We start from the raw sequence: 25,854 nt of genomic DNA, 5'->3' as shown, positions 1-25,854 counted from the left end.
TTTGGCCCGCTTTTCATCACTTGTGGATCAGCGTTCCCGTGCCCTGGTTGGTAAAGAGCTCGAGCAGCACCGCGTGCTGCATCTTGCCGTCGATGATGACGACGCCCTGCACGCCCTGTTCGAGCGCGTAGATGCAGGTCTCGACCTTCGGGATCATGCCGCCGGAGATGGTGCCATCGGCGATCAGTTTTCGCGCGTCCTTGACGGACAATTGCGGAATCAGCTTCTTCGACTTGTCGAGCACACCAGGCACGTCGGTGAGCAGCAAGAGGCGCTTGGCCTTGAGCGCGCCGGCAACCGCACCGGCGAAGGTGTCGGCGTTGACGTTGAAGGTCTGGCCTTGCTTCGAGGTTGCGAGCGGCGCCAGCACCGGGATCAGCTCGTAGCCGATCAGTTGGTTGAGCAGCGTGAGGTCGACCTTCTCCGGCTCGCCGACGAAGCCAAGGTCGACCACCTTCTCGATTTGCGAATCCGGATCGACCATGGTCCGCGTCGCCTTGGTCGCGGTGACCATGTTGCCGTCCTTGCCGCACAGGCCGACCGCCTTGCCGCCGGCCTCGTTGATGTAGCCGACCAGCGATTTGTTGATGGAGCCGGCTAGCACCATTTCGACGATCTCGATGGTGGCCTTGTCGGTGATGCGCAGGCCGGCGGCGAATTCCGAGACGATGCCGAGGCGTTTGAGCATGGTCGCGATCTGCGGCCCGCCGCCATGCACCACCACCGGGTTGATCGCGGTCTGCTCGAGCAGCACGATGTCGCGGGCAAAGTTCTTCGCGGTCTCCTCGTCGCCCATGGCATGGCCGCCATATTTAATGACGATGGTTTCCTCGTCATACTGCTGCATGTGCGGCAGCGCTTCGGACAGGATGCGGGCCTGGTCGAGCGGGGAGATTTCGGTCATGAGGCGGATCTCGCTGGCGGGACACTCGGGCCGCGTTCTATCCGATTGGCGGACGGGGCGCAAAGTGTGACTGGTATGTAGCCCGGATGGAGCGAAGCGTAATCCGGGGTTCGCGCCGCGCTCTCCGGCCCCGGATTGCGCTTCGCTCCATCCAGGCTACGGGTCAGCGTTTCGCCACCACCGCCGCCAGCGTCACCACCAGCCAGCTCAAAATCATCACCGTCCCACCCGTCGGCGCTGCATACGGAAACAGCGCGTGCCCGGCATATTGCCGCAAGGTGAGGTCGCCCGCGAACAGCGCGGCACCGATCACGAAGCCGAACGCTGCGATGAGGCCAATTCCGCCGTGCAGAAGTCCGCGCGCGAGCAATGCGATCGCCGCGAGTATGGCAGTTGCATGAAACAGCAGCATGGCGCTGGCGGAGGCGAGCCGGTTTGCATCGGCGCCGTGAGCGGAGGCGGCGGCCAGCGCGACGCCGGCGGCGCCCATCAAACCGGCAAGCCCCAGCAACAGGCGAGCCGTCACGAGCTTCGCTCTTCCAGCAGCTTCGCCATCGCGGCGCGCAACTCGGGCATGCCGATCGAGCTCCGTGACGAGGTTGCGAGCACGTTCGGAAACGCCGCCGGATGCTTGGCCAGTGCGGCCTCCGTCTCGGCGATGCGCGACTGAAGCTCGGACGCCCTCACTTGATCGGCCTTGGTCAGCACGATCTGGTAGCTGACGGCCGAACGGTCGAGCGTCCCCAGGATTTCGTGATCGACGTCCTTCAGCCCGTGGCGCGCGTCGATCAACAGGTAGACGCGCGCGAGACTGGCGCGCCCGAGCAGGAATGTGTGGATCAGCTCGGTCCAGGACGCGACTTGGCTCTTGGGCGCCTTGGCATAGCCATAGCCGGGCATGTCGACGAGGCGCAGGTCATTTTTCCCGGGGACCTCGAAGAAGATCAGCTCCTGGGTGCGACCCGGCGTATGCGAAGTGCGCGCGAGCGCGTTGCGGCCGGTGAGTGCGTTGATCAGGCTGGACTTGCCGACATTGGAGCGGCCGGCAAAGGCGATCTCCAGCCCATCCATTGGCGGCAGCGTCGCGATCGATGGCGAAGCCCAGATGAATTGCCAGTCGCGGGCGAACAGTTTTCGCCCGGTTTCGATCAGCTTCGCATCTTTGTCGTCGGTCATGCGAGCGCTCTATCCTTTCGTGGCCGGGCAAAAGCGCGAAGCGCGTCTTCCCGCTCAAAATGTCCCGGCCATCCACGTCTATCCGCATAGGACCCTCCAAAACGTGGATGCCCGGGACAAGCCCGGGCATGACGATATGGAGGCATTTGCGCCCGGCAATGACGGGCGCTACGTCGCCTTTTTCGCGAACGTCGCCTTGAGATTGTCGAACAACTCCACCTTCACGCCGTTGCGGCGCATGATGAAGCTCTGCTGGAGCACCGAGAGCGTATTGTTCCAGGCCCAGTAGATCACCAGGCCCGCCGGGAAGCCCGCCAGCATGAAGGTGAAGATCAGCGGCATCCAATTGAAGATCAGCTGCTGGGTCGGGTCCGGCGGCGTCGGGTTCAGCTTCATCTGGAACCACATCGTGATGCCCATGATGATCGGCCAGATGCCGAGCGCAAGGTAGTGGCCGAACACCGGAATCGTTGTCGGATCGAATGGGATCAGCCCGAACAGGGTGAACAGATTGGTGGGATCGGGCGCCGAGAGGTCCTTGATCCAGCCGAAGAACGGCGCGTGCCGCATCTCGATGGTGACGAACAGCACCTTGTAGAGCGAGAAGAACACGGGGATCTGGATCACGACGGGAAGACAGCCGGCGACCGGATTGATCTTCTCCTTGCGGTAGATCTCCATCATCTCCTGCTGCTGCTTCACCTTGTCGTCCGGATAGCGCTCTTTCAGCGCCTGAAGCTGCGGCTGGACCGACTTCATCTTCGCCATCGAGGCGTAGGACTTGTTGGCCAGCGGGAAGAACAAGAGCTTCACGATCACGGTCACGAGCAGGATCGAGATGCCGAAATTGCCGAAGAAGCGGTAGAAGAAGTCGAGGCCGAGGAACATCGGCTTGGTGATGAAGTAGAACCAGCCCCAGTCGATCAACAGATCGAAATGGTTGAGGCCGAGCTCCTTGTTGTAGCCGCCGAGGCCGGCGAACGGGAACACGCCGACGACGCCGGCTTCCTTGGCGCCGGCGAACAGCCGCGCATTCGCTGTCGCGCTGCCGCCGATCGCAACGGTGACGGGATCGAGCAGATAGTCGGTCTGGTAGGTGTGGACGTTGCCGACGGGATTCGACGAGAAGCGCGCCTGAAGCTGGGCACTGGTGTCCGGCAGCAGCGCCGAGGCCCAGTACTTGTCGGTCATGCCGAGCCAGCCATTGGTAGCCTTGAAGTTCACCGTCCTGGCTTCGTCGATCTTCTTGTAGGCGTATTCCTGCAGGCCATCGAGATAGCCGATCAGGCCCTCATGCAGGATGTAATAGCCGGAGACCTGCGGCGTTCCGTGGCGCGAGATCAGCGCGAACGGATAGAGCGTGACCGGCGCGTTGCCGACATTGCTCACCTCGTCCTTGACGGTGAAGAGATAGTGCTCGTCGACCGAGATGGTGCGGCGGAAGGTGAGGCCCTCGCCATTGTCCCACTTCAGCACCGCCGGCGTCGTCGGCGTCAGGCTGCCGCTGCCGTCCTGCTGCCAGACGGTCTGGGCGTCCGGCAGCTTCGCCGTCATGCCCGTCGCCGGCACCCAGCCGAACTCGGCGTAATAGGGTTCTGCCGTGCCCGAGGGCGAATAGAGGATGATCGGCGGCGATTTCGGGTCGACCGTTTCGCGGTATTGCACCAGCGCGAGGTCGTCGATGCGTCCGCCCTTCAGCGACACGCTGCCGGCAAGCCGGGGCGTGTCGATCTTCACGCGCGGGCTGGCTGCAATCGCGCTGTCGCGGGCAACGACCGGCTGGGCCTGGTTCGCGGCCGGTGTTGACGGCTGGGCCGCACTGCCGGGCTGCGGCGTGCTGCCCGGCGTCGCGGAAGCCGTCGGCTGCGGCGTGCCCTTCTGGAGCTCGGCCTGCGTCTGCTGCTGGGCGCGCTGCTTTTCCATCGCCGGCACGTTGTAGAAATACTGCCAGGCGATCAGCACCAGGCCCGACAGAATGACGGCGAGGATGGTATTGCGATTGTCGGTCATCATTCTCTCGTCATCAATCCGGTTTGCGGCTGGTCGCGGGGCCGGGCTTTAAGCCGTCGGTTCTTGGGCCGGTTCTTGGGCCTGTTCTTGGGCCGCGTCCCGTATGCCGCGCGGGCCTTGTGAACGCTATGCGCAGATCGTCGAGCATGGTCGCGAAGTCGCGCGAGAGCGCGTCCCTTCGGCCGACCAGCACATAATCATGATGGGGCTGCATCGACACCGGGTCGAGCCGCTTCACCAATTCGCGAAGCCGGCGCCGGATGCGATTGCGCTCGGGGGCGTTGCCGTTCTTCTTGGTGACGGTGAGGCCGATCCGGATCGGGCCGCTGTCGTCGCGGCCACGGCTTTGCAGGACGAACGCGGGACTATTCACCCGCGCGCCATTGGCAACGGCGAGGAAATCCGCCCGCTGCCTCAGCCGATCCATGATGAAATCCCAAAAGGGGGGTCCGGCTCAGGCGCTCAGACGCTTGCGGCCGCGCGCGCGGCGGGCGGCGAGAACCTTGCGGCCGCCGGCAGTGGCGAGACGGGCACGGAAGCCGTGACGGCGCTTGCGCACCAGTTTGCTGGGTTGGTAAGTCCGCTTCACGGGTTTTTCTCCGCTGACCGGGCAATTTGCCTGTAGAATTGATGGTAAAGTCCGGAAGATGCGGCCCAAGACGGGCCGTTTTCGGCCCCAAGAGAGCCGCTCCCGGCGTCACACCGGGTCATCGCGGACAGTTGCGCGGCTTATAAGGGAGCGCCTTCTTTTCGTCAACGCCGCAAGAGAGCGCGATTCCAGTGAATATCGCTGTTTGTGCGGGGTTTTTAACCCTTGAGGTAGCGAGTCGCGATATTCGCGCTTACATCCCACTTCGGAAGATGAGCGATTCGTAATTTGACCGGCCCCCGGGGCGGATCGCATCCTCCATTAGCCAGGCCAATAGGGGCGAATTTCGTGGCAGCGACAGACCTCCAGCCGGTCCAGGATACGGATCAGCCGGGCCAGCCGGCGATGCGGCCCCGTGGGGGGCTCGGCCTATCAGGCAAGCTGCTGCTGCTCACCGTCCCCCTGGTGATGATCGCCGCCGTCCTGCTCTATGTGCCCGCCATCGCCAATTTCTGGGTCAACCGGCTCAATGACCGCGTCGCGGCGGCCAACACGGCGGCGCTGGTACTGGATGCCGCCCCGCTCGGCATGGTTCCCGATTCGCTGTCGCGCCAGATCCTGAAAAGCATCAATGCCCGCGCCGTCGCCATCAAGATGGGGCAGCAGCGCCGGCTGCTCGCCAGCGACAACCTTCCGGCTGCCATCGAGCATGATATCGACCTGCGCGACATGACGGTGTGGGAGGCGATCACCGGCTCGTTCCGGATGATGCTGGAGACCGGCAACCAGGCCATCCGCATCGTCGGGCCCGGCGTCGGCAATGCCCAGTTCATCGAGATCGTGACCGACGAATTGCCGCTGCGGCAATCGATGTACCGCTTCTCCCGCAACGTCGTGGTGGTCGCGCTGATCATCGCGGTGCTGACCGCGGGGCTGGTCTATCTTGCGCTCCATTATCTGTTCGTGCGCCCGATGCGGCGGCTGACCGCGAGCCTGGTCGGCTTCCACGAAAACCCCGAAAGCTCGGCGCGTATCATCGTGCCGAGCCAGCGCAGCGATGAAATCGGCGTCGCCGAGCGCGAATTGTCGGACATGCAGCGCGATTTGATGTCGATGCTGCATCAGAAGAGCCGGCTGGCCGCCCTCGGCCTCGCCGTTTCCAAGATCAACCACGATCTGCGCAATCTGCTGGCTTCGGCCCAGCTCTTGTCCGACCAACTCGCCAGCGTGCCCGATCCGCGGGTGCAGCGATTTGCGCCGAAGCTGGTGCGCTCGCTCGAGCGCGCCATCGCCTTCTGCCAGTCGACGCTGTCCTACGGCCGTGCCCAGGAGGCGGCGCCCGACCGCCGCATGATCCTGATCGAGCCTGTGGTGCTGGAGGTGCGCGAAACCGCGGGCCTTGCGAGCGATGCCTCGATCGCCTGGGTCGCCGCGATCGAGCGCGGGCTCACGGTCGATGCCGATCCCGACCAGCTCTTCCGCGTGCTGCTCAACCTCGTCCGTAACGCCGCCCAGGCGCTGGAAAGCCATTCGTCGGGCCAAGGCAGCCAAGGCGGCGCGCAGCAGATCCGGATTACGGGGAAACGCGAAGGCGCCGTCGCCATTCTGGAGGTCTCCGACACCGGCCCCGGCGTCCCCCAGAAGACCCGGGAGCATCTGTTCGAGGCGTTCCAGACCTCCGGCCGCCCCGGCGGAAGCGGGCTTGGTCTGGCCATCGCCGCCGAACTCGTCCGTGCCCATGACGGCGAGATCCACCTGGTCGAGGGCACCATCGGCGCCACCTTCCGGATCGTTATCCCCGACCGCCCCGTGGAACTCCTCTCCATCCGCAACGAACGGGCGCGGGCGTAGTCGGCCAGCGGCCGAGACGAAGATATTTCCGGGCTGCGTTGCTCCACTCCATCCGTCATTCCGGGATGGCCCGAAGGGCCAGGCCCGGAATCCATAACCCCGGCTCGTGGTTATGGATTCCGGGCTCGCGACTTCATCGCGCCCCGGAATGACAACGGAAACCGGCATTTCCCTGCAAAATCACCCCATTCCGGACCTTGCCAATTCCAACAAGAGCGGTTAGTCAAAGCGCTCTTTCGCACCCCTCCGGCTTCGCCGGGGGCTGCATGTGGGCCTAGCCCGCAATCGTTGTTTGCGAAACACGCGCCCGTAGCTCAGCTGGATAGAGCATCAGACTACGAATCTGAGGGTCGGACGTTCGAATCGTTCCGGGCGCGCCATTTCGGTATGGAATCGCGAACATCGGCAGCCGCCGATTCAACGCCTGCGGCGTGATAGGCCTGCGCCGCAGTTCGGTTTTTCGATGCCAAAGGCGCTGTTCGACCAGAGCGCCAGCGAAAATGTGGTTGTCACTTTGGGGCGCCATCCAAACCTTCTGAAAATCGTCCATTTCTTTCGGAACATGCGCCGAATCTTCCCGCGAACCGGCCCGACTTTCGTGCGTTATCGACTCGGAACTCGGACCGGTCGGTTCTCCGACTTTCGGATCGCCCGTCACGAGGTGGCTGTCTGCTCGGCAAAGGATACGACCGATGCTCCGGACATTTCCGACGGCCGGTCGACGTGCTGCAGAAGAGCGCCAGCCGCTGGTTGTCGACGAGCAAGAAGTCAAACGCGCTGTTGCTGCCACCGCGATGGGCAACGCGATGGAGTGGTTCGACTTCGGCGTCTACAGCTACCTTGCAGTCGTTCTTGGCAAGGTCTTTTTCCCCGGCAGCGGCGACGGATTGATCTACAGTCTGGCCGCGTTCGCGGTCGCGTTTCTGGTTCGCCCGATCGGTGGGTTCTTCTTCGGAATGCTCGGTGACCGGATAGGTCGCCGGAGCATACTTGCCATCACGATCATCTCGATGGCGGTGGCCACCTTCACGATTGGCCTGATCCCGAGCGCTGAGTCGATCGGCATCTGGTCGCCTGTTCTGCTCTACGTCGCCCGTCTGGTGCAGGGCTTCTCCACCGGCGGCGAGTACAGCGGTGCCTGCACGTTCGTCACCGAGTTTGCGCCCGATCGGCGACGCGGTTTCCTCGCATCGTTTCTGGAGGTCGGCACCATCTCTGGATTTGTGGCGGGAGCGGCGCTCGTCACCGGCCTGACGGCGGCGCTCGGCGACGCGGCCATGGAGTCATGGGGCTGGAGGGTACCGTTCCTGCTTGCCGGTCCACTCGGGCTCATTGGGCTCTATCTGCGGCTCAGGCTCTCGGAGACGCCAGCCTTCGCTACAATGGACGAACGGGCGCATGAGCGGTCTGGCGGGAGCCGGTTGCACGACATCGTCATCGAGCACAGCCGGGTCTTTCTGCTCTGCATGGCTGTGGTGGCGGCGCTCAACGTCACCGATTACCTGGTGCTGGCCTACATGCCGAACTACCTGTCGGGGACGCTCGGCTACGACACCAAGCACAGCCTCTTGCTCAGCCTGCTGACTATGCTGGTGATGCTAGTGGCGATCCCGTTCGTGGGGCGGCTTGGCGACCGGATCGGGCGACGTCCAGTGCTGCTGGCAGCCTGCGTCGGCTATTTGGCGTTGTCGTTACCATCACTGTGGCTGCTACAATGGGGCTACATCGTAACGACCCTGGCAGGGCTCCTGATCCTCGGCCTGTGCCAGACGCTCTTCATCGGTACGACACCGTCGACGCTACCGGCCATGTTCCCAACGGCGATCCGCTACGGCGGGCTGTCGATCGCGTACAACGTGTCCGCCTCGCTGTTCGGCGGAACGGCGCCGCTGGTGGCGGAGTGGTTGGTGCGCACCACAGGCGACGATTACATGCCGGCCTACTACGCGATGCTGGCTGCGCTGGTTGGGCTGCTTGCCGTGCTGCTCATGCGTGAGACGTCTGGGCAGCCGCTGGAGGGATCGGCGCCGACCATCAGCGCCGACGAGGCGCACGGCCTGCAACCCGCGGCCGCCGTCGCGGAATGAGCGCAGCCAGTCCATCGTGGCGCACCGTTCGCAATTTCATGTGATGCCGCCGTTTTTGTAGCGCACGCGCCCGTCACGACCGCACCTGACGCAAGAGTGCCTTCCTGTGTTCGATGAGCCGTCGGCCATCGCGTTGACGCCTGCGCAAGCCAGCCCTTTGGTGAAATCTGCCGAGCGATCGGCATCATTCCGTGTCGATCGATTGCCGCACGGCCTTGGCAGCAACCAGAACCAAGAGGATGCCTATGATAAACTACAAAACGCTCGTCGCCGCATCCTTGATGTCAATGTCCCTGACGTCCTATGCGTCTGCACAGTGCGTCGATTGCGCAATATATCCGGATCGCGATGCCTTGAACAAGAATGAGCAGACACCTGCCGGCAGCATGGGCCTTACGCGGCCGGGCGGCGCAGCAGGTTCCCCCAATGCGGCCAACCCCAGTGCGACCAACCCCAGTTCGACCAACAATGCAAACAATGCGCGTGCCGAATACCGTGATCGTTCCGCCCGGCGATCGGGCCGCGGAAGTAGTTCCGACAGCGCTCGCGCAAAGAGATATCTGAGCCCGGACAGCCGGGATCGGTGACCGTCGCGATGTCGGATCTCGACGTGAGCCGCTAGCGGATTCCATCATGGCGCCACGGCGACGAGGAGTTCGCATCTTCAGCGGCCGTGGCGCGTCATTGAGGTCGTCGTCTGTTCTTCGTCTCGAGCCACAGTGCGGGACGAGTGACCGGGATCAAGCCAGCTTCAATGATGGGCCGACACGCTCTTCACGCATTGGGTCACCAGATCAGCGGGGGCGGATTGCCCGACATCGCCCAGGCTGATCATGCCAACCATCCGCCTGCTCCTGTTGATCACAGGCAGTCGGCGGATCTTCAGCGTCTCCATGTGATGCAGGGCTTTCGCCAGATCGTCGTCTTCCCGGCAGCAATGGATGCCTTCGCTCATCACGTCCCGCGCTGTCATGCGTTCAGCATTGAAGTTCTCGCATGCAAGGCCTTTGCAGACGATGTCGCGATCGGTCACCATCCCGATCAAATGGTCGTCTTCGCCGATCGGAATGCAGCCGATGTCGTGTTCTTGCATCAATTTTGCGATTTCGATGATCGGGGTGTCGGGGCTGACCCAATCGACGCCCTTGTGCATCACATCTCGGACCTTCATGGAGGACCTCCGTTGCGAACGCAGCCCCCGCGACGTGACTATACAACGAACCGGGTGCGACCGCACGCGCGCCGTGAGCGCGGCGTACCGGGGCTTATCTCGTCGTTATGCCGCGTCAGTCGTGGACGCTGAAGTGTCCATGCGGTGCATTGGCCGTCAGGTGCGCGAACTGCGCATGGGTGAGCTGGAGCAGCGTCTCGTGATCGCCGGCTTCGATATAGACTTCGGGCTGGGCCCGGATGCTGTCATCGACGATGAGGTCGAGCCCGTAGCACCGGCCGAGCGCCGGAACGGCTCCGTGCGCGCAGTCCGCGAACAGCCGGTTGATCTCGGTTTCGTTGGCCATCGCGAGATCCTCGCCAAGCCTCTCCTTCAAGTCCGGCAGGTTGAGATGGTGCGATGCCGGCACGACCGCGAGCATATAGCCGCCGTCATGCCGCAGCACGACGGCCTTGGCGAGACGATCGCCCGAGACGTGGCAGGCCTGCGCCGCGCGCGTCGATGACATGGTGGGATCGTGCGGAAGCTCGGCATACTGGATGTTCTCGGCAGCCAGATACCGGTGCAGCGTGGGGGCAATGGACATGGCGTGGCCTCCGGATGGTTATGCGAGCCATCCACCGTGAGGCTGCCCCGCCGCACGATGGGCGGCCGCGTGATTGCCGGACTTCAGCATAGGCCTTGCCCTCGAACGCCGCAATTGGCGAGATCGGGAACACGGCCGCCCACCAGGCGTGGCGGAACATCGCAGGTTGTCGCAGATTGGACAATGGGAGCCGGGGCCGGCCCCGGCATCACAGCGCAACGGCGAGGCAATAGTGCCCATCTTCATCGGCCGCGGCGCGCCAAATCTTCGCTATTCCACGCCAGCCTATCCTGACGCCAGCAAGGCAATCGGCCATGACGTCATCGAAGGGCCGTGTTGCGTCGATGAGCGTATCGGCAAAGCGCCAGAGCAATTGCTCGATCTCGCAGGCTTAAGCTTTCGGGCCTTCAGTCGTGCCGGACGCCCGCTTCCAGGCATAGAGAAGCGCGGCGGTCATCACGCCGCTGATCGGCGGCATCCAGTCCGGTTTGCAGCCAAGCAGGCTGCGTGCGGCTCGCGCAATGGCTGCTCAGAAAATCTCGTAGCCGGGCGCGAAGACGTGTCCCGGATCAAAGTTTTGTTTGGCGTCATGGAGCCACGTCCAAGCCGCCCCGAAATGGCTGCGCCAATCCTCCGATGTCATCGGAAGTGCGCTGACCGGATACAACGTTCCGCCGGCGGCGCGGACCCGTTCGTAGACGGACCTGTTGTCCGCGATAAGCCGTTCGGCTTCGGTGGCAGCGGCGGTTGTGGGAATCCGCACCAGGTTGAACGCGTATATTAAATCGTCTGACGGCAGCCGCAGCAGTGGGCTGGCGGCCGCCGGTCGGCGGAAAGCGGAGAGCACGATTTGGCCGAAGCTTCCCAAATCGGCTGGCGTCAGCCTGTCCAACTCGCCGCTGACCACGGACTCGATCCTGGAATCACCGACGAATGTCATGAGCCACGGATGTGGATAGAACCACTGGCCGTTGGATCTCAGAAGTTGCTCGAGTGCGGCGGGCCGGTTGAGATAGTCGAAATACGACGACGTGCTCAGTTGTGCTGCGGACCGATCGTCGGACAAGCCGACGAGCAGCGAGGTGTCGTCCGGTGGGTTGTCCCCCGAAAAGTAGAATGCCGCGTCGAGTCTAAACGTCCAGCCGGTGGTCGTAGGCACTATCGCCCCTTGAATCGCGTCGAACCTAAGTTCATTGGCGAGCAGACGTTCGTCCGTCAGTAGCGTTTTCAGATCGCGGTAGGTGAGTACGTACCGACGTGCGGATCAAGCCTGCCTTGGCCGACATTGCGGATGCAAAGCAGGAAGCCGCCAACAAGCGCGCCGATCTATCGGGCGTTATTCGCATTGGCGCGCCCGTCCAGTTCGCCGCCGTCCATGTGGCGCCTGCGATTTGCGATTTCATGAAGCGCCATCCGCAGGTCGAGGTCGAGCTGAAGCCGTCCGATCGCGACGTGAATCTGATTGATGACGACCTCGACGTGGCGGTGCGCATCAGGCATCTGGCGGATTCGACGCTGAAGGCCCGGCGGCTTGGCGAGCTTCGCGTCGTCGCGTTCGGTGCGCCGGCATATTTTGCCGGCAACGGCCGCCCCCGGCATCCTTGCGACCTCACCCGACATGAATGCGTTGTCCGCGTCGCCGACGGACACCCCGAGCCTTGGCCGTTCCGCATCGGCCGCCAGCGCCGGCTGGTGCGGGTGAACGGACGCTTTCGGACGGACAGCGTCGCCGCGACGGCGGCCGTCGTGCTGGGCGGCCTCGGCCTGGGCCTGGCGCCGCTCTGGCAAATCCGCAGCCTGCTCGATCAAGGCTTGATTGAACTCGTCCTGGAAGAGTTCGAGGTCTCCAAACTTCCGATCCATGCGGTCTTTCGACCGACGCGCATGCCAGTCGCGAAGACGCGCGCGTTCATAGATGTCCTGGCGGACCGATTGCGAAACGAGCGCCTCTAACCTGCCTTGCAACCTGCTTCGCAACCTGCCTTGCCCGCGAGCGCCATTTGCCATTTTCCCGAGACAGCCATCGGTCCCTCGCTGGTTATCCGGCCGGATCGCTTGGGCGGACGCGGCAGCATGGCGGCTTCGCCGCGACGGCCGTAACCGCCGGTTAACCATGGATATTTACGGTGCAGCAAGCCTCCGTACCGTGGCTGTCAGTTGATTTCGAGTCCAATTCCTATGGCGTTTGGTAGCCGCGCATCTCCGCGAAGCATCGCCCCGACGGAGCCTGCGGCTTCGTGGGAAGCGCCGCGGGCTGCAACGCCGAAGCCTGACAGTAGCGGCCCGGCACTGATCATGGGATCGCTGACCGCCGCCGGTGTGCTCTCTTTCCTGCGCGAGAATGGCCGGCGCATCCTGACGCTGGCATTGGCGCTGTTCGCGGTGGGAATCATAGTCCTGATGGTTCTGCCGGTCCGCTTTGCCGCGACGGCCCTGGTCGTCGTCGATCCCCGCGAACTGCGCGTGACCTCGGATCAGGACGTGCTGCCGGGCATCGGCCAGGATGCCGCAGCGCTTCAGAGCCAGATCGAGATCGCCAAATCGGACGGCTTTCTCCGGCCGCTGATCGAGCAGCTCAAGATCGCCGACGACGAGGACATCGCGGGCGGTCATACCGACATGACGCGCCTGCTCGAAAAATTCCGCAGCCGTCTCGATATCTCGCGCCGCGGACTGACCTACGTCATTGCCATTTCATTCACCTCGAACAGTGCGGGCCGGGCGGCGTATTACGCCAATGCCACCGCCGAGGCGTTCGTCGCCAGCCAGGGCCGTGTCCGCACCGAGGCTACGGACGAGGCGGCCGACTGGCTCAAGGACCGGCTGAAGACGCTGAACGAGCGCCTGCGCGCGTCGGAAGACGCCGTCGCGGCCTTCAGGCTTGAGCACAAGATCCTCAATGCCGGAAAAGATTCCACGACCCAGCAGTTGCGGGTAACTGATCTCAATCAGCAGGTCTCCGCCGCTCGTCTTCGCACCGAGGAAGCCAAGGCGCGTTACGAGCAGGTGCAACGCGATCTCAAGGCCAATGTCGAAGGTCCCGTGAAGCAGGACCTCCTGAGCATGCTGCGCGCGCAGCGCTCGACCCTGAACGATCAGATCGCGCAGAAGAGAGCGGTGTACGGCGACCGCCATCCCGACCTCGCGATCTCCTCCAGCCAGCTGGCTGATCTCAACAGGCAGATCGAGCTCGAGCGGAAGAAGAACATCGACACGGCGAAGTCCGAATATGAGGCTCAGCTGGAGCAGCAAAACGCGCTGGAAAAGCAGCTCAGGGCGGTCGAGACGCAGATGCTGGTCGACGGTCAGGCGCTGGTGAAGCTGCAGGAGCTGCAGCGCGATGCCGATGCCAACAAGAACATTTATGAGCAGTTCCTGTCGAGGTTCAAGACCACCAACGAACAGCGGCAGCTGCAAAGCTCCCAGACCAAGATCGCCTCGCCCGCCATTCCTCCGCTGCGCTCGACCCGTCCGCCGCTCGCCTTGCTGCTCGCGGCGCTCGCGATCGGTTCGATCCTGACCTCGACGGCCGCAGTTGCGGCGATGACGAGCGTGTCCGACAGGCCTGCGCCTGCTGAGGCTCGCGCTCAAGCTCCTGCGGAAGCGGCGGACGCGCAACTCCAGCGGCCGGCTCCGGCCGCGCGCCGACCCGAGGCGATGCCGAACCTGCCTGTCTGGGCCCGCATCCCCGATCTGGCGCCCGGCGCCGTCGCCAACACTGTGTGGCAAAGGCCGATCGCCGCGACGGCCGAGGTCGATCTCGGCGCCTATCTGCGTCCGCTTCTCGAGAGAATCGATCGCGCGCCGGTGCGTGGCTGCAAGATCGTCCTCGTGTTGTCGGTCGGCAAAAGCGCCGGCGGCAACGCCGTTGCGCGCTCGCTGAATCGGGCGGCGGTGAATCGGGGCATGATGAGTGTGCTGATCCGGCTCCAGTCGGAGTTCGGCGGTAGCCAGCCGCCGGTGACCGAATGGCAGGACGGCGCGACCACGGCAGGACTTCAGTCGATCGACGAGCTGCTGAGCGCCGGCAGAAAAGCCGATGCCAGGCCCGAGGACGATCTTCGTTCGGAGTTCGATTTGATCATCGTTCATGCGACCAATCTCGCCTTGCAGCCTGACGCCATCGCGCTGGCCGCGCACGCGGATCTGATCATCCCGGTGGTTCGCGCCGGCGAGCTCGGTTCGGCGGCGATGCGGCGGGTCACCGCTGCACTTTCGCGATACGGTACCGTGCCGACCGGTCTCGTCGTCAATCATGCGCCGTCGAACTCGGCAGCACCCAATTCCGACGGCGGCGCCATGGGGCTGGCGGTTTGACAAGGGCAGCGCCGCGCGGCTGTCTTTTCGTCGCGGCGATGGTCCTGTCGATGTCATTTGGCCCGCCGGCACAGGCTGACACCTGTGTGGCTTTGCCGCAGACGGTCGCGCCGGAGAGGCTTGCCGCACTGTCGCGCGGCTTCAACGCCGATGGCTGGATCAACGGTCAGGCGTCCACGCCGCCAAGCCGGGAGTTGCTGCAGCAGCTTCGCAAGGCGGGAATGAGCCATGTCCGGTTGCCGGTGCCCGCCGAGCGCGTGATGCTTCGTTTCGCCTCCCAGGCGGAACGCGACCAGACGCTGCGGGCGCTCGACAAGGCGTTGAAGCAGCTCATCTCGCTCGGCTACGCCATATCAGTCGATCTTCATCCCGGCGAACGTTTCAATCGCCTGCACAAGGACGATCCTGACGCATCGCTGCGCGAGATGGAGGACGCATGGAGCAGTCTTGCCCGGATCATCCGGCCCTATCCGGCCGATCGCGTCTTCGCCGAGCTGCTCAATGAGCCCGATGTCGAGGCCGGCAGGTGGCAAAGGGAGGCCGAAGCGCTCGCCGCCTTCGTTCGCCAATTGCTTCCCGCCACCACCCTGATTGTCGGTCCGGTCAACTGGCAGCGCGCGGATTCGCTGCCACGATTCCGCCCGTTGCCGGATCCGAACGTCGTCTATGCGATCCACGTTTATGATCCCATGGTGTTCACCCATCAAGCCCACTGGGATGAGCAGGATCCGCTTCACGACATCACAGGGCTGCCTTACCCGATCAATGCCGGCGATCCCGCCGTTCAGGCGCTCCGCCAGGATTTGCGGGACAGGAATGCAACGAAGGCGCTCGGCATGCTCGACACGGCGATTGCCGCGGCCAAGGACAAGCCGGGCGTCGATCGCTGGCTTGAGCCCGCCGTCGCGTGGCAGCAGCAGTTCTCGCGGCCGATTATCGTCAACGAGTTTGGCGTGTTGAAAGCCGGCGCGCCCCGGGACAGCCGGTTGCGCTGGCTGTCGTCGGTGACCTCTTATGCCAGGGAGCATTGCTGGGGCTGGGCGAATTGGGAGCTGGCGCAGGGATTCGGCCTTCTCGACAGCAGCACGGGCAGGCCCGATCCCGACGTGATGCGGGCGCTACTGGGCGCAACCAGGCCGGGCAGGCGCTGACCTCGCGCCACTGCGCTATCGTTAACGAATCCTTACACATCCCGCCGCTATCGTGACCCGCGCGAGGCCAAAGGACGATTTATGAGTGGTGGGTACGCACCGCAGTATCAGGCCGTACAGGCCGGCATTTTCGGGCCATCGCCTTCGCCCTTGCGCGAGCTGATCCCGACGATCTGCATTGCCGTCGCGTCGATCGCCTTTGCTCCGGTCCTGCACGTGGCCAGTCCGGTTCTGGCCATTGTCGTCGAGATCCTCATCGGCATCGCCGTCGTCCTTGCGGTTCCGACCTACGCGCCGCCCATCGCGATCTTCGTCCTGTTCTTCCAGAACCTGTTCGTCTCGATCCTGTCGCCTCTCATTTCGGTCCCGTCCGATCTGGACTTCATCAAGGGCTATAATTTCCTCGTCTGCTCCGTGATGTGGCTGACGACATTTGGACTGCACGTGTTCGGCCAGAGGAACCGGTCGGCCGAAGTGAATCAGATCATGCGCTGGGGTGTCGTGACCCTCGCCGTGGTGTCGTTGTATTTCGCGATCGGCTTCGTCCAGGATGGCCAGGCGGCAACGGTCTATTTGCGCAATATCGTGCTGCCGCTGTTCCTGTTTCAGCTCTCGCTGCTGACGGCCGCGACCTATGAGGTCCGCGCCACGCCGTTCCTGGTGACGCTTGGGGCTATTCTGATTCTGTGCGGATACATCGAGTTTGCGTTCCGGGATTTCTGGCTGGCCATCACGAATGGCTACACGTTCTGGGGTTTCGACGAGCTCAAGGCGACCCGTTCTGGCGTCTGGGAAGCCGAGATGCGCGCGACCGGCAACGTGCCGGTCGATCTGAAGGATCGTTTCAGCTTCGACTTTCTCAATACGCCCCTGCTCGAAGGGTTCGGGCTGTCGAAGATCCTTCGCATCCACGGACCGAATATGCACCCGATCAGCTTCGCGTACGGGATCGCTTTTTTTGGGCTGTTTCTGTTTTCGGTGGGGCGTCCGTTCCTGGCTCTCGTTGCGCTGCCTCTCCTGATCGTTTGCAGCGTGAAGGGAGCGCTCATCGTGGTGGTGTTCGTGGCCGCAGCCTGGGCGTCGACCCGACTGCTCGGCGCTGTGGTGACGCTATTGCTTGGCTTCGTGGCCTTGATCGTGTTTGCAATTGCCGCGATCCGTGTTGGCTTGCAGATCGGCGACTATCACGTCATCGGCCTCATGGGCGGCTTGAACGGATTTTTCGAGAAGCCGCTTGGCCGCGGTCTCGGCATCGGCGGAAACCTGTCGGACAGCTATTTCTCGATCGACTGGAGCGCCGCGCAGCAGGCCGGAACGATCGATGGCGCGGTCGAGAGCGCGATCGGCGTGCTGCTGTACCAGATGGGCGTCGCCGCCCTCGTGCCGCTCGGCTTTTATTTCGCGATGGCCCTCAAGGCCTGGCGCCTCTATGCGTCATCCGGATATCTGACGCAGGGCCTCGCAGGCTTCGGCGTGATGGTGGTGCTGCTCAACGGCCTGTTTCAGGAAGAGGCCCTGTTCGCGCCGCCGGCGCTGGGGCTCATGCTCTCGCTCACCGGGTTGGTGATCGGAAGCCGGATCAGGATGCAGGCGGTCGTCAACCGCGATGCGGAGCCCCAGTCGCTCACGCGCTATCAGCCCGCGACCTGAGCTTCCGTCACTCCGGCAGTCCCGCAGCCATGCCGGCAAGGGCGTGGTGCGCTACGCCTGGCAAGGTTCAAAGCATGTACGCCTTGTGCCTGAGGCGCAGCACGCACCATCGCCTGTAATCTGCTTCACACGCAAACAGGCGCAATGACGCTAGATGGGGCGATGACAGAAGTGTAGCCGGGCGGGCCGGGCAATCTTCTCGGCTTATCTTTCTTGTTTCGCTGTGGTCCCGGGCGCCATGTGCGTCCTGATGCTCTCGACACGGGTATTGGCGCTCTTCAGGCATGCGTCACTTTGATAGTTCGCGTACCCGTAAGCGATCGTCCAGCCCAACATTAGGACACCAACCGCACCCATAAAGAGGCGATACCTCATGTTGTTTGGAGCTGCGTTCGCGATATTGCTCATCCGCTATTTCCCTGCTCCCGAACCCTGGCATCGAGGGTCTCCAACTCGATCTGCTGGAATCGACACGCGTCGAGCGATCGGTAGTTGCGATACAAAGTGTAGAACAGGCAAGGCAGCAGCAGGATCCAAATGGCGACACTGAGCATCCTGAGCTTTGAAGCGTCTACGCGCATTGACGCCCTTCAATCTTCAAGCAATCGTTCGAACGACATCGTCGATGAGATCAGTAAGAACTTCCCCCGGCATCATGCCGGCTATAGGCTATTGGTCGCAATCCAACGATAACAGTTCATTCGATCGAGCACATCCATGTGGCTGATCTCGTTTGCCGGTGGGTCTGAAGTGTTTCGGCGCCCGAGGTGAGCGCCCAAACCGGCTCAACCCGGCTCAACCCGGCGCACCGAGGAGTCCGATCTCGACCGCTTCGTCGAGGCGCTCGCCGTCATCACGGGGACGAAGACGGGGTGAACCCGGCGTATGGCGGGTGCATCTCGCCGTTCGCCTCAGCGCCACCCCAGCGCAGGCGCGACATGAGTCAAGATCGCCTCGATCGCATGCGCGCAATAAGCCACGCCCAACTGGTTCGGCACGGTCAACAGCAACGTGTCCGCCTCGGCGATCGCCTCGTCCCGCCGGAGCTGCTCGATCAGCGCATCCGGCTCCGCCGCATAGCTCCGGCCGAAGATCGCGCGGGTGCGCGGATCGATGAAGCCGATCTGGTCTTCGCCTCCGCGTTCGCCGCCGAAATAGGCGCGGTCGCGATCATTCATCAGCGCGAAGATGCTGCGGCTGACGGACACGCGGGGCTCGCGGGGGTGGCCGGCCTCTTTCCAGGCTGCACGATAAGTGCGGATCTGGGCGGCCTGCTGCACATGGAAGGCCTCGCCGGTCTCGTCGTTCTTCAGGGTCGAGCTTTGCAAATTCATGCCGAGCTGCGCCGCCCACACCGCCGTGGCGTTCGAGCCGGCACCCCACCAGATCCGCTCGCGCAGGCCTTGCGCATGCGGCTCCAGGCGCAAGCGCCCTGGCGGATTTGGAAACATCGGCTGCGGATTGGGCTCTGCAAAACCTTCGCCACGCAGCAGGTCCAGAAACACCTCCGCGTGGCTCCGGCCCATGTCGGCGTCGCTCTGGCCTTCGGCCGGTTGGTAGCCGAAATAGCGCCAGCCATCGATCACCTGCTCGGGCGAGCCGCGGCTGATGCCGAGCTGCAGCCGCCCGCCGGCGATGAGATCGGCAGAGCCCGCATCCTCCACCATGTAAAGCGGGTTCTCGTAGCGCATGTCGATCACGGCGGTGCCGATCTCGATCTTGTTGGTCCTGGCGCCGACCGCGGCCAGCAGTGGAAAGGGCGAGGCGAGCTGACGCGCGAAATGATGCACGCGGAAATAGGCGCCGTCCGCGCCGAGCTCTTCCGCTGCAACGGCGAGCTCGATGGATTGCAGCAGCGTGTCCGCCGCCGAGCGGGTCTGCGACTGCGGCGAGGGCGTCCAGTGCCCGAAGGAGAGGAATCCGATCTTTTTCATGAGGGGCAACATATGGATGATCGGAAGAGTTTGCGAGACGTCGGCCGAGGGAAAGATGGCGGCAGGGTATGCCGCGCCTCTCGGAGGAAGCAGGCTCGGGCTTGAACTGCTCGTGGAATCCTCAGATTTCGCAGCCGGTCAAATTCAAAGCCTTGAGCAAGCCGCCGAACGCCTTGAGCCGACAGGGCTCGGTCGCGCTGGCGGCCTTTGCACGCTGAAAATTGTCCGTTCGCTTGACGACGGTTGCCTTGATATCGGTTGGCTTCGGCTTGGGACGTTCGGCGGTCGCGATCGTCTTCGGATTGTGCCGATGACGGACGACCGGTTCCGGCGCGGACGAACCGACCTTGATGTCTTGCGGACCAGCGTGAATTTCGGCGGAAGCAGCCTGTGTCGGCATCGCGCTGCTCACAGCGGCGACCTCGAGGCGATCGGCCTTCGCCAACGCGTCATGCGAAGCAGAGCTGCTTGCGCTCTGCTCCGCAGACGGCTGGACGATCGCGACTGCGCGACGCGGTGGAGCGCTCAGCTCCATTGCCGACAGCACTCCTACACTCAACAGGATGAGGAGGCCCAACAACGCCATTCTCAGCATAATGCGCCTCTAACCTCAGTTAGTGCCGCTGAAAATTCTCCGCGCGAATAAGGCAACTTTGCCGGCGGCTGCCGACCTGCGGCGAATCATTTGCCGACAGGGTTAACGTCGGTGATGCTCCCCCGTGGACCAAAATGCTGAGGCTCACGTCACTTCCGACCGCGCGTCTGACCCTCAACTGACTTTGCTCGAAAGCGACCGGATCCAACAGATTTCGCGAACAATAATCGCCAGCCCAGTAGAGCGGTAATAGTTGGCTTTGGCGAGATAGCCGCCTGGACGTAGCGCCAGTGCCTGATGCCCGCTGCGCAGATCTTCACCTCGATCCGACGCATCTATCAACCACATTGCACCGGACGGACCTGTCTCAAATTCGAGCCGTTCGGCGTCCGCGCTCTCAAGGCTCTGCCGCAACTGCGGCGCGTGCAGTGCAGGCTCTATAAGTCTTTCGTCATCGACGCCAAGCCATTGAACGAAAAAGCCTCTGTCGTCCTGACCATCTGCGTACCAAGCCACGTCGCCCGCATCGCCGGATAGCGCAACAGCGCTACCTGCGTTGCTGAGGACTGATCCCAACCAGGTCGTTATTCTACACGCACGAGCATAGTCGCTTTGGTCAGTCGGGTCCCTATGATCTCGCCATTCTTCGATGCCCCGCCAATGTGGGAGCTGTTCATCGGCAATCAGCAGGTGAGGACCGCCGGTTGTCGCTATCCAGTTGGAAGTGCGCTTCATGAGTCGCACGATAGCAGCCATTTCCGCCGTTGGCCCTCTACCGATTCGCAGGCGCGAACTGGCGATGTCCGGCTTTGAGCAGGCGCGGAACAGCCTGCGCGCGGGACGCGGTGTGAAACTCGAGGATATCGATGACGAGGAGCGGTAGGGGCTCGCCCATCTCATGAGCCCGATATTGCCATCCTGCGCCTGTTTTGCCCGACGGGTCAACGATTTCGTCACGCCGCCTTTTTCCGGCTGGGTCGGATCAGCACGTCTGCGGAAATGCCGAGACGCTCGTGAAGGCGGCGGATCATCGTGATCGACAACCCGCGCTTTCGATTCAGAACCTCGGCGATGCGGGTCCGGGTTCCAACGATCTCTTCGAGGTCCCGCCGCGTCAGCCCTTGCTGCTCCATGCGAAACTTAATGGCTTCGATGGGATCGGGCGGATCCATCCGATAGTGCTCGGTCTCATATGCATCGATCAGCGTCGCGAGCACGTCCAGGCGGTCACCCTCAGGTGTACCCGACTTCGCGCCCCAGAGGCGCTCCACTTCCTTGAGCGCACCATCATAGTCCCCGCTTCGTCCGAATCGGCTTGATCTCAGTCGCCGCCATGTCGAACCTCTCTTACATCGATCTTGTCGTAGTCCCGGTGCGTGCCGATCCATTTGATCCACACGATGCTCTTCTCGAAATCGACGGCAGCGACCAGCCGGTAGTCGTTGCCTTTGACGTTGAACACAACACGGTCCGCCGAGATGATGCTGGCGGTCGCGTAGTTATCGCGCGCCCAAAAATGTGCGCAACATGGAGCGTTTGAGATAACCTGCCACGGCGACTGCGCCGCTCCTGTTTTGCCCGACGGGGCAACGTCTCCACAATGCGCGCCTAAGCCCTTGATCCCGCTCATGTCGGCTACTGTGCATGGGGTTGTTTTCGACGTTTTGTCGCCTTGCGCCTCGAGCAAGCGGCCGATGATCGCCATGCCGAAGCTCGGGTGGTCGACATAGGCATCGCCCGTCACCAGCACGATGTCGCAGGCGTCTCAGCCGAGCGCATCCATCTCGGCGCCGCTCATCGGCAGGAACGGCGCCGGCTTGCGGGGACATGGGCCATCAGGGGCTTTTCGGCGGCGATGATCTGGGTGTCCACGTCGATACGCATAGGACTCCGTGCCCGCGAATATAACCGATGGGCCCGTGAAGAATCGCGGTTCCCCCAACGGCAATGCGGGTGCCCAGAGCGTCGTGATCAGGCCGGATACAGGAACCATCCGTCTCCGCGAACATTCTGATGGAGGGTTTGCGCCGAGCCCGGCGCGCGCACGCTCACGTGCGGGGTCTGGTATTGCCTCGATGTTCGCCGCTGGCGATGGGGGAGCCGTGAATACAGTCATAGAGAACTTGCTGTCACGAAAGCAGAACCTCGTGGAACAGCTCGAGCAGGCGCCGTCGGTCGAGGACCGCGACAAGATTGAGCATCAACTCGAACAGATCAACACCGCGCTGGATTTTCTCGACCGGCCGGGATCGAACGACGCCCGGTAAAAGGCGCTCAATGCACCTTTAGCGCTTTGGCGTAGACCGCGCCCGAATTGCTGATGTGCGTGCTCATCAGCGCTTCGAACGCGGCGAACTCGCCGCGCGCGAACAAATCGAGCAGCTTGCGATGCTCCTCGAAGGACGAGCGGGTGCGCACGTCGATCGGCGAGGTCAAATTGGTGCGGAGCGCGGCGACGCGGCCCGAGACGAGCTGGTAGGATTCGATGAGATAGCGGTTGCCGCAATGCGCGAACAGCCCCTCGTGAAAGGCGGCATCGGCGCGGCCATAGGCGATGTTGTCCTTCGCGGCGACCGCCGGCTCCATCGCTGCGATCGCCTCGCTCATCGTCGCGACCGCATTGCTCCGATCATGGCGGAAGGCGAGCTCGGCGGCTTTGGGCTCGAGCGCGATCCGGAAGGTGCAGAGCGCATTGATGTCCTCCGCGCTCGGCGTGAACACGAAGCTGCCGACCTGCGGCCGGATCACGACGAGGCCTTGCGCCTGCAACTGGCCCATCGCCTCGCGCACCGGCGTGCGGCTGACGCCGAAGGAGCTTGCCACCATCTCCTCGGAGATGGCGGCGCCGAGCGCGAACTCGCCGTCGATGATGGCCTGGCGCAGCCGCAGCACCACCCGCTGCGACAGCGATTTCGGCGTATCGAGTCTCAAGGAGCGCATATGCTCTCTCAGATCACCTTGCCGGGATTGAGCAGGTGATCGGGATCGAGCGCGGCCTTCAGCGTCCGCATCAACGCGATCTCGGCATCGCTGCGGGCGTGGCCCAGCCACTTCTTCTTCAAGGTGCCGATGCCGTGCTCGGCGGAGACGCTGCCGCCCAGCTCGCGCACGAGACCGTAGATGATCGCGTCCATCTCTTCCTTCGGCTGCTGCTCGACGGAAAGACCGGCGACCCACGCGACGAGATGCAGATTGCCGTCGCCGATATGGCCGTAATAGACGCTCTCGCAGCCCGCGATGCCGTTCGCGAGCGCCGCCTTGCAGCGCGCGGCGAACTCGTCCATCCGCGCCACGGCAAGGCCGATGTCGTAGGAGATGTGCGGCCCCAGCACCTGGCCGAACTCGGCGCAGATGTCGCGCACGCGCCAGAACGCCTGCGTTTGTGCCAGCGATTGCGCCACGGCGGCATCTGCGAGCAGCCCGCGCTCCATCAGCTCTTCGAGCCAGCTCTGGAAGCGCGGTGCATCCAGGCTTTCGTCGGTGCCTTGGGCCTCGACCAGCACGTAGAGACCGTGGCCTGCAGTGACCGGCGGCTTCACGCCGGCGCGCCTCGTGATCACGTCCCAATAGTCCGGCCACATCACCTCGAACGCCGACAATAGCGGGCCGAGCCCGCTTCGCGCCGCATCGAGCAGCGCGATCACCGCGGCATAGTCCTTCACCGCGCACAGCGCAGCCATGGTCGAGCGCGGCTTCGGGAATAGCCGCAGCACCACGCGGGTGATGATGCCGAGCGTGCCTTCCGAACCGATGAAGAGCTGCTTCAGATCGTAGCCGGCGTTGTTCTTCATCAGCTTGTTGAGGCTGGTCATGATGGTGCCATCCGGCAGCACCACTTCGAGGCCGAGCACCAGCTCGCGCGTCATGCCGTAGCGGATCACGCGGTTGCCGCCGGCGTTGGTGGAAAGATTGCCGCCGATCGCGCAGGAGCCGCGCGAGCCGAGGTCGAGCGGAAAGAAGAAGCCGGCCTCGTCGGCGGCTTTCTGAATCGCTTCCAGCGGCGTGCCTGATTTCACCGTCATCGTTGCCGAGGCACGATCGATCTCTTCGATCCCGGTGATGCGCTCGAGCGAGATCGCGACCCAGCCTGCTTCAGGCGATGCGCCGCGGCACAGCCCGGTCAGTCCGCCCTGCGGCACGAATGGCAAGCGCGCTTGCCGACAGGTCAGAATCGCATCGGCAACCCCTTGCGCATCAACCGGTCGGATCACCGCAAGCGGCGTTTGCGGCAGGCTCGCGCTCCAGTCGTTGCAATTGCGCGCGGGCACGTCGGTGCCGATCAGTACGGCGGCCGCGCCGAGCTTGTCGCGCAATGCGCCGAGCAAGTGGCCGGAACGCTTCACGGGGCTCATCATGTCCAAGCGAGACCTCCTCAGGATCCGGCTGCGCCTCTCGCGCGCCATGACGACGGAAAGGATTTGCGTGATCCTTGTATGTAAGGTACAAGACAAAAAGTAAAGCAAAAACAAGGCTCGCAAGCGCTTCAAGGTCATTGGAGATCAGAGGCTTAGTTCGAGTTTGCAGCAAAAGGGCAGTGGGATGACGGAGGCAATTCGCGGGTTCTGGGTGGCGTCGGCGACGCCGCTGGCGACGGACGGCAGCGTGGACTCCGCAAAGCTCGCGGCTCATGCCAAGCAACTCTTTGGCAAGGGCGTCGACGGCGTCGTGCTGTTCGGCACCACCGGCGAGGGCACCTCGTTCAGTGTCGCCGAACGCGTCGCCACCATCGAAGCCGTGCTCAAGGCCGGCGTCGCGCCCGAGCGTATCGGTATCGGCGGCGGCTTTCCCGCCATCACCGACAGCATCGCACTGACGCGCACCATGCTCGGCCTCGGCCTGCGTCACGTGCTGTTGTTGCCGCCCTACTTCGATCGCAGCGTCACGCCCGAGGGCATCGAGGATGCCTTTGCCGCGATCATCGATGGCGTCGCCGACGATCGTCTGCGTGCTTCGCTCTACCATATCCCGCAGGTCTCGGGTGTCGCGATCCCGACCAGCGTCGCTGCGAATTTGCGCAAGCGTTACGGCAAGGTGGTTGCTGGCCTGAAGGACTCCAGCGGCGACTTCAAGCAGTTCCTGGCATTCCGTGACGCAGCTCCCGAGCTCGCCATTACCGTCGGCAACGAAGCCGACATCACCCGCGCGATTGCCGCCGGCGGTGCCGGCACCATCTGCGGCATGGCCAACGTCGTGCCCGAGCTTGTCAAGGGCATGGTCGAAGGCAAGGATGTCGAAGCGCGCATGCAGGCCGCGATCGGCGTTGTGCTGAACACGCCTTCGTTCCTCGCGACGCTGAAGGCCATCCTGGCGGCCCAGACCGGCGACGCTGCGTGGCTGTGCGTCCGCCCGCCGCTCCGCGCCGTGTCGGACGGCGCCGCGCTCAAGCGAAAGCTCGACGAGCTGACGACCCCCGCCATCGCGTGAGATCGCGGCAAAGGCCGACATGTTGCCGCAAATTCACGCATAGCGTGTCGCGGCTGACGTGAAAGCAATCCATGATTGTCATTCAACATGGTTCTGCGCCTGGAATGATTCAACACTAGAGCGATTCAACTGCTCTTGCCGTTCTCTTCACGCACAGCGGCTGTTACAGGCCACGCTCCAGATCATCGCGAACGTGCTCGACATCCACCGCGGCGCAATTCTGGGCTGGCCCGGCAAGCTCGCCTTCATGATCGCGGCGGCCCTGATGCCTCTGTTCGCGCTCTCCGGCGTTCTGCTGTACCTGTCGCGCCGCAAACTGCGGCGCCCGATGCCGCCGCCGCTCGGGCGCCTGACTCCTGGCGAGCGAGTACGAGGCGCCTAGCCGACCGCTCAGCGGTCGACCAAATAG

Annotated in this window: 23 protein-coding genes, 1 tRNA gene and 3 pseudogenes; 10 read left to right on the top strand and 17 right to left on the bottom strand. The window is 63.5% G+C overall.

Annotated features, from left to right (window positions below; all coding sequences use genetic code 11):
• Nucleotides 1-16: 16 nt before the first annotated feature.
• The 6 genes from argB to rpmH form a co-directional block, all read right to left on the bottom strand.
• Nucleotides 17-904, bottom strand: coding sequence for an acetylglutamate kinase (gene argB / locus IVA80_RS26380; RefSeq protein WP_247437206.1), 888 nt, complete (start codon nucleotides 902-904; stop codon nucleotides 17-19).
• Between the two features lie 163 nt (nucleotides 905-1,067).
• Nucleotides 1,068-1,394, bottom strand: coding sequence for a DUF423 domain-containing protein (locus IVA80_RS26375; RefSeq protein WP_247437265.1), 327 nt, complete (start codon nucleotides 1,392-1,394; stop codon nucleotides 1,068-1,070).
• A 32-nt stretch (nucleotides 1,395-1,426) separates the two neighbouring features.
• Nucleotides 1,427-2,080: a ribosome biogenesis GTP-binding protein YihA/YsxC gene (yihA, locus tag IVA80_RS26370; RefSeq protein WP_247437205.1), complete on the bottom strand. Its 654-nt coding sequence runs from the start codon at nucleotides 2,078-2,080 to the stop codon at nucleotides 1,427-1,429.
• A 168-nt stretch (nucleotides 2,081-2,248) separates the two neighbouring features.
• Nucleotides 2,249-4,090: a membrane protein insertase YidC gene (gene yidC, locus IVA80_RS26365; protein WP_247437204.1), complete on the bottom strand. Its 1,842-nt coding sequence runs from the start codon at nucleotides 4,088-4,090 to the stop codon at nucleotides 2,249-2,251.
• Nucleotides 4,091-4,103: 13 nt separating this feature from the next.
• Nucleotides 4,104-4,517, bottom strand: coding sequence for a ribonuclease P protein component (gene rnpA, locus IVA80_RS26360; RefSeq protein ID WP_247437203.1), 414 nt, complete (start codon nucleotides 4,515-4,517; stop codon nucleotides 4,104-4,106).
• 27 nt (nucleotides 4,518-4,544) lie between these two features.
• Nucleotides 4,545-4,679 carry a 50S ribosomal protein L34 gene (rpmH, locus tag IVA80_RS26355; protein WP_008542748.1) on the bottom strand — a complete coding sequence of 45 codons (135 nt, stop codon included), beginning with the start codon at nucleotides 4,677-4,679 and terminating at the stop codon, nucleotides 4,545-4,547.
• A gap of 405 nt (nucleotides 4,680-5,084) precedes the next feature.
• Between rpmH and IVA80_RS26350 the strand changes: the two genes are divergently transcribed.
• The 3 genes from IVA80_RS26350 (at nucleotide 5,085) to IVA80_RS26340 (ending at nucleotide 8,617) form a co-directional block, all read left to right on the top strand.
• The gene (locus tag IVA80_RS26350; RefSeq protein WP_247437263.1) at nucleotides 5,085-6,530 is read left to right on the top strand and encodes a HAMP domain-containing sensor histidine kinase; all 1,446 of its coding nucleotides are present in this window, start codon (nucleotides 5,085-5,087) and stop codon (nucleotides 6,528-6,530) included.
• Nucleotides 6,531-6,833: 303 nt separating this feature from the next.
• Nucleotides 6,834-6,910, top strand: a tRNA-Arg gene (locus IVA80_RS26345).
• A gap of 312 nt (nucleotides 6,911-7,222) precedes the next feature.
• The gene (locus IVA80_RS26340) at nucleotides 7,223-8,617 is read left to right on the top strand and encodes an MFS transporter (RefSeq protein ID WP_247437201.1); all 1,395 of its coding nucleotides are present in this window, start codon (nucleotides 7,223-7,225) and stop codon (nucleotides 8,615-8,617) included.
• A gap of 751 nt (nucleotides 8,618-9,368) precedes the next feature.
• Here the strand turns inward: IVA80_RS26340 and IVA80_RS26335 are convergent.
• The 3 genes from IVA80_RS26335 to IVA80_RS26325 form a co-directional block, all read right to left on the bottom strand.
• Nucleotides 9,369-9,788, bottom strand: a complete 420-nt coding sequence (locus tag IVA80_RS26335; protein ID WP_247437200.1) for a CBS domain-containing protein — start codon at nucleotides 9,786-9,788, stop codon at nucleotides 9,369-9,371.
• A gap of 115 nt (nucleotides 9,789-9,903) precedes the next feature.
• Nucleotides 9,904-10,374 carry a YbaK/EbsC family protein gene (locus tag IVA80_RS26330; protein WP_247437198.1) on the bottom strand — a complete coding sequence of 157 codons (471 nt, stop codon included), beginning with the start codon at nucleotides 10,372-10,374 and terminating at the stop codon, nucleotides 9,904-9,906.
• Nucleotides 10,375-10,903: 529 nt separating this feature from the next.
• On the bottom strand, nucleotides 10,904-11,533 hold the full coding sequence (locus IVA80_RS26325; protein ID WP_247437196.1) for a hypothetical protein: 630 nt from the start codon (nucleotides 11,531-11,533) through the stop codon (nucleotides 10,904-10,906).
• A 116-nt stretch (nucleotides 11,534-11,649) separates the two neighbouring features.
• Between IVA80_RS26325 and IVA80_RS26320 the strand changes: the two genes are divergently transcribed.
• The 4 genes from IVA80_RS26320 to IVA80_RS26305 all read left to right on the top strand — a co-directional run bounded on the left by IVA80_RS26320 (nucleotide 11,650) and on the right by IVA80_RS26305 (nucleotide 17,492).
• Nucleotides 11,650-12,327 carry a substrate binding domain-containing protein gene (locus IVA80_RS26320; protein ID WP_247437194.1) on the top strand — a complete coding sequence of 226 codons (678 nt, stop codon included), beginning with the start codon at nucleotides 11,650-11,652 and terminating at the stop codon, nucleotides 12,325-12,327.
• A gap of 225 nt (nucleotides 12,328-12,552) precedes the next feature.
• Nucleotides 12,553-14,691 (top strand): exopolysaccharide transport family protein, encoded by a 2,139-nt coding sequence (locus tag IVA80_RS26315; protein ID WP_247437193.1) that lies wholly within the window; start codon nucleotides 12,553-12,555, stop codon nucleotides 14,689-14,691.
• 50 nt (nucleotides 14,692-14,741) lie between these two features.
• The gene (locus tag IVA80_RS26310; protein ID WP_247437191.1) at nucleotides 14,742-15,842 is read left to right on the top strand and encodes a cellulase family glycosylhydrolase; all 1,101 of its coding nucleotides are present in this window, start codon (nucleotides 14,742-14,744) and stop codon (nucleotides 15,840-15,842) included.
• 81 nt (nucleotides 15,843-15,923) lie between these two features.
• Nucleotides 15,924-17,492, top strand: a complete 1,569-nt coding sequence (locus tag IVA80_RS26305) for a hypothetical protein (RefSeq protein ID WP_247437188.1) — start codon at nucleotides 15,924-15,926, stop codon at nucleotides 17,490-17,492.
• Nucleotides 17,493-18,403: 911 nt separating this feature from the next.
• Here IVA80_RS26305 and IVA80_RS26300 read toward each other — a convergent pair.
• The 6 genes and pseudogenes from IVA80_RS26300 to IVA80_RS38695 all read right to left on the bottom strand — a co-directional run.
• Complete coding sequence (locus IVA80_RS26300; RefSeq protein ID WP_247437186.1) at nucleotides 18,404-19,426, bottom strand: LLM class flavin-dependent oxidoreductase; 1,023 nt, start codon at nucleotides 19,424-19,426, stop codon at nucleotides 18,404-18,406.
• Between the two features lie 121 nt (nucleotides 19,427-19,547).
• Complete coding sequence (locus IVA80_RS26295) at nucleotides 19,548-19,961, bottom strand: hypothetical protein (RefSeq protein ID WP_247437184.1); 414 nt, start codon at nucleotides 19,959-19,961, stop codon at nucleotides 19,548-19,550.
• A gap of 234 nt (nucleotides 19,962-20,195) precedes the next feature.
• Complete coding sequence (locus IVA80_RS26290) at nucleotides 20,196-20,756, bottom strand: Imm21 family immunity protein (RefSeq protein WP_247437182.1); 561 nt, start codon at nucleotides 20,754-20,756, stop codon at nucleotides 20,196-20,198.
• Nucleotides 20,757-20,974: 218 nt separating this feature from the next.
• A pseudogene (locus IVA80_RS26285) lies at nucleotides 20,975-21,356 on the bottom strand (helix-turn-helix domain-containing protein).
• Complete coding sequence (locus IVA80_RS26280; protein ID WP_247437261.1) at nucleotides 21,343-21,651, bottom strand: type II toxin-antitoxin system HigB family toxin; 309 nt, start codon at nucleotides 21,649-21,651, stop codon at nucleotides 21,343-21,345. The pseudogene IVA80_RS26285 and the gene IVA80_RS26280 overlap by 14 nt, the downstream one beginning before the upstream one ends.
• 39 nt (nucleotides 21,652-21,690) lie before the next feature.
• Nucleotides 21,691-21,893: pseudogene (locus IVA80_RS38695) on the bottom strand (YgiQ family radical SAM protein); the annotation flags it as partial.
• A gap of 47 nt (nucleotides 21,894-21,940) precedes the next feature.
• On the opposite strand from IVA80_RS38695, the gene IVA80_RS26270 reads away from it, so the two are divergent.
• On the top strand, nucleotides 21,941-22,288 hold the full coding sequence (locus IVA80_RS26270) for a hypothetical protein (protein WP_247437180.1): 348 nt from the start codon (nucleotides 21,941-21,943) through the stop codon (nucleotides 22,286-22,288).
• A gap of 7 nt (nucleotides 22,289-22,295) precedes the next feature.
• Here IVA80_RS26270 and IVA80_RS26265 read toward each other — a convergent pair whose 3' ends face one another.
• Nucleotides 22,296-22,961, bottom strand: coding sequence for a GntR family transcriptional regulator (locus tag IVA80_RS26265; protein ID WP_247437177.1), 666 nt, complete (start codon nucleotides 22,959-22,961; stop codon nucleotides 22,296-22,298).
• An 8-nt stretch (nucleotides 22,962-22,969) separates the two neighbouring features.
• Nucleotides 22,970-24,382: an FAD-binding oxidoreductase gene (locus tag IVA80_RS26260; protein WP_247437176.1), complete on the bottom strand. Its 1,413-nt coding sequence runs from the start codon at nucleotides 24,380-24,382 to the stop codon at nucleotides 22,970-22,972.
• Nucleotides 24,383-24,560: 178 nt separating this feature from the next.
• Between IVA80_RS26260 and IVA80_RS26255 the strand changes: the two genes are divergently transcribed.
• Entirely contained in the window at nucleotides 24,561-25,445 is an 885-nt protein-coding gene (locus tag IVA80_RS26255; RefSeq protein WP_247437175.1) for a dihydrodipicolinate synthase family protein, read from the top strand.
• 178 nt (nucleotides 25,446-25,623) lie between these two features.
• Nucleotides 25,624-25,827 (top strand): annotated as a pseudogene (locus tag IVA80_RS26250) (PepSY domain-containing protein); the annotation flags it as partial.
• Nucleotides 25,828-25,854: the final 27 nt, after the last annotated feature.

Source organism: Bradyrhizobium sp. 139 (assembly GCF_023074175.1).
Taxonomy (GTDB): domain Bacteria; phylum Pseudomonadota; class Alphaproteobacteria; order Rhizobiales; family Xanthobacteraceae; genus Bradyrhizobium.
This window is presented reverse-complemented; position numbering and strand designations above follow the sequence as displayed.